Raw genomic sequence first — 3,754 nt, forward strand, 5'->3', positions numbered from 1 at the left:
GGCGTCGCGGGCTCCGCGGGCGGCGTCGTGAGCGCCGGCCGGCGGCTGGTGCGGGCGGGCTCGATCGCCGCGGCCCTGCTGCTGTGGCAGCTGCTGACCTCGCTGGACGTCAACGTGTGGCTGCGGTTCGAGCAGTTCCCCACGGTCGGCGAGGTGGCCGCGGCCCTCGCCGACCGGCTCGGCACCGGCCCGTACTGGCAGGACCTGGGGCACAGCCTGCGCCGGATCGTGACCGGCTTCCTGCTGGCCGCGGTACTCGGGATCGCGGCGGGCACGGCGGTCGCCCGGTCCCGGTGGGCCGCCGATCTGCTCGGCCCCCTGGTGGAAGTGGCACGACCGATCCCGGCCATCGCGCTGGTCCCGGTGGCGATCCTGCTGCTGCCCACCAACGAGCAGGGCATCGTGTTCATCACCTTCGCCGCCGCCTTCTTCCCCGTGCTCGTGTCCACCCGGCACGCGGTCCGCGCCCTCGCCCCGGTGTGGGAGGAGGCGGTGCTGACGCTCGGTGGCGGCCGGCTGCGGGTGCTGTTCTCGGTGGTGCTGCCGGGCGCGCTGCCCGGGGTCTTCGGCGGCCTGTCCGTGGGGATCGGGGTCGCGTGGATCTGCGTGATCTCGGCGGAGATGATCTCCGGCGAGTACGGGGTCGGCTACCGGACCTGGCAGGACTACACGGTCGTCGACTACCCGGGCGTGTTCGTCGGCATGGCGACCATCGGCGTCCTCGGCTGGCTCACCTCCACCGCCGTGGAGATGCTGGGCCGCCGCGCCACCGCCTGGCTGCCCCGCCCGACCGCGCGCGGAGCGGCCGCCGTCCCGCGTCCGCGCACCCGCCGGGCGACCGCCCACACCGCCGGCCCGCTCTCCCCCGCCCCTGCCTCCGTGCCCGAGAAGGAGCCGGTCCCATGAGCACCGCAACGCCGCCCGCCCCGCCGCGGCCGGGCGCCGAACTCGCCCTGCACGACGTGCGGCTCGGCCACCCGGACGGCCCGTCCGTGCCGGGCTCCGTACGGCTGCGGATCGCGCCCGGCGAGCTGCTGGCCGTGGTCGGCGCCTCCGGCTGCGGCAAGTCGACGCTGCTGCGCACTCTCGCGGGGCTGCTGCCGCCGCTGGACGGCCGGGTCACCCAGGACGGGGAACCGGTCGACCGGCCCGCCGCCGACCGGGCCCTGGTGTTCCAGCAAGACGCCCTGCTGCCCTGGCGGTCGGCCCGGGCCAACGTCGAACTGCCGCTGGCGATCCGCCGGGTCCCGCGGGCCGAGCGGCGACGGTCGGCGGTCGCGTGGCTGGACCGGGTCGGGCTCGCCGACCACGCCCACAAACTGCCGCACCAGCTGTCCGGCGGTCAGCGACAGCGGGTGCAGCTGGCCCGCGCCCTCGCCGGGCGGCCCCGCGCGGTCCTGATGGACGAGCCGTTCGGCGCGCTCGACGCGCACACCCGCGCGGAGATGCAGGACCTGCTCGTGGAGATCCTGCGCGGCACCGGCGCGACCGTCGTCTTCGTCACCCATGACGTGGACGAGGCGCTGCACCTCGGCGACCGGGTCGCGTTGCTCGCCTCCGGGCAGGTGCTCGACGTGCCGCACCCGCGCGAGCGCGACGCTCGGCGCGCCCCCGAGACGGTCGAACTACGCCGCCGCATCCTCGAATCCCTCTGAAAGGCGCCTCCCGTGGAGACCCTGGTGGACACCCCCCTGCCCGTTCCCGCCCTTGCCGACGCGATCGAGTTGTCCTGCGACGTCCTCGTGGTCGGCGGCGGCACGGCCGGCACGATGGCCGCGTTGACCGCCGCCGAGCGCGGCGCGAACGTCCTGCTCCTGGAGAAGGCGCACGTCCGCCACTCCGGCGCGCTCGCCATGGGCATGGACGGGGTCAACAACGCGGTCGTCCCGGGCCGGGCCGAACCGGACGACTACGTCGCCGAGATCACCCGCGCCAACGACGGGATCGTCGACCAGTCCACCGTCCGGCAGACCGCGACCCGGGGCTTCGCGATGGTCCAGCGGCTGGAGTCGTACGGGGTGAAGTTCGAGAAGGACGAGCACGGTGAGTACGCGGTCCGCCAGGTGCACCGGTCCGGCTCGTACGTGCTGCCGATGCCGGAGGGCAAGGACGTGAAAAAGGTCCTGTACCGGCAGCTGCGGAGGCGCGAGATGCGCGAGCGCATCCGCATCGAGAACCGGGTGATGCCGGTCCGGGTGCTCACCCACCCGGACGACGGTCGGGCGATCGGAGCGGCCGGATTCCACACCCGCACCGGGGAGTTCGTCGTCGTCCGGGCGGGCGCGGTGATCCTGGCGACGGGCGCCTGCGGCCGGCTCGGCCTGCCCGCGTCGGGCTACCTGTACGGGACGTACGAGAACCCGACGAACGCGGGCGACGGCTACGCCATGGCGTACCACGCCGGGGCCGCGCTGACCGGGATCGAGTGCTTCCAGATCAACCCGCTGATCAAGGACTACAACGGGCCGGCCTGCGCGTACGTCGCGAACCCGTTCGGTGGGTACCAGGTGAACCGGCACGGCGAGCGGTTCGTGGAGTCGGACTACTGGTCGGGGCAGATGATGTCCGAGTTCGCGGCCGAACTCGCCTCCGACCGGGGCCCGGTGTACCTCAAGCTCAGTCATCTGCCGGAGGAGACCGTCGGCGCGGTCGAGTCGATCCTGCACACGACGGAGCGGCCCACCCGCGGCACGTTCCACGCGAACCGCGGGCACGACTACCGCACCCACGACATCGAGATGCACATCTCGGAGATCGGGCTGTGCGGCGGGCACTCCGCGTCCGGGGTACGGGTGGACGCGCACGCCCGCACGACCGTGCCGCGGCTTTACGCGGCGGGCGACCTGGCGTGCGTGCCGCACAACTACATGATCGGGGCGTTCGTCTTCGGCGATCTGGCGGGCGAGGACGCGGCGCGGTACCGCGCGTACGAGGAGGAGTTGCCGACCGAGCAGCTGGCCGCCGCGCACGAACTCGTCTACCGGCCGCTGCGCCGTCCCGAGGGGCCGCCGCAGCCGCAGGTGGAGTACAAGCTGCGGCGGTTCGTCAACGACTACGTGGCGCCGCCGAAGACCGGGGCGAGACTGTCGCTGGCTGTGGAGGCGTTCGACCGGATGTCGGAGGAGATCGCCGGAATGGGGGCGCGCACCGCGCACGAGCTGATGCGGTGCGCCGAGGTGTCGTTCATCCGCGACTGCGCCGAGATGGCGGCCCGGGCCTCGCTGGCCCGCACCGAGTCGCGGTGGGGGCTCTATCACGAGCGGCTCGACCATCCGGGGCGGGACGACGAGGGCTGGCTGCACCACTTGGACCTGCGCAAGTCGCCGTCCGGGGCGATGGAGTTCACGGCCCGCCCGGTGGAGCCGTACGTCGTCCCGGTCCCGGAGTTCACGCCGACGCCGGGCCCGGAGCGGTGGCTGGGCGAGGTGGCGCTGATCCCGGTGGCCACGGCCGGCCCGCGCGACTCGACGCCGACTCCGACAAGCGGGCCGACGCGACGCTCCGCCGCCCAGGGGGCGGTGGACGAGGTACCGATCACGGGCTTCGGGACCGAGGGCGACACCGGGACCGAGGACGACGCTGCGACCGCGGCCGAGACCGGGACGGCGGCCGCGCGGATGCTGCCGCTGCTGGCGCTCGCGGAGGAGAGCCCCGACCTGGGCGCGTTGGGGCCGTACCTCGCCGATCCCGATCCGGCGGTGCGGGCCGCCGCCGTGTCCGTGCTGGCCGAGACAGTGCCGGCCGGCGCGGGGGC

General features: G+C 74.2%; 3 protein-coding genes. All 3 read left to right on the plus strand.

What is annotated here, in order from left to right; genetic code table 11:
• Positions 1-27 precede the first annotated feature (27 nt).
• Entirely contained in the window at positions 28-906 is an 879-nt protein-coding gene (locus tag VIU94_RS08875) for an ABC transporter permease (RefSeq protein ID WP_331909373.1), read from the plus strand.
• Entirely contained in the window at positions 903-1,655 is a 753-nt protein-coding gene (locus VIU94_RS08880) for an ABC transporter ATP-binding protein (protein WP_331909369.1), read from the plus strand. The genes VIU94_RS08875 and VIU94_RS08880 overlap by 4 nt, the downstream gene beginning before the upstream one ends.
• Positions 1,656-1,667: 12 nt before the next feature.
• On the plus strand, positions 1,668-3,754 hold a 2,087-nt coding region (locus VIU94_RS08885; RefSeq protein WP_331909371.1), incomplete at its 3' end, for a fumarate reductase/succinate dehydrogenase flavoprotein subunit.

The sequence above is a fragment of the Streptomyces sp. genome (assembly GCF_036566765.1).
Classification (GTDB): Bacteria; Actinomycetota; Actinomycetes; order Streptomycetales; family Streptomycetaceae; genus Streptomyces.

Excerpts from the sequence above, each read along its gene's own strand:
- VIU94_RS08880 (WP_331909369.1), top strand. The coding sequence starts at position 903 with ATGAGCACCGCAACGCCGCCCGCCCCGCCGCGGCCGGGCGCCGAACTC.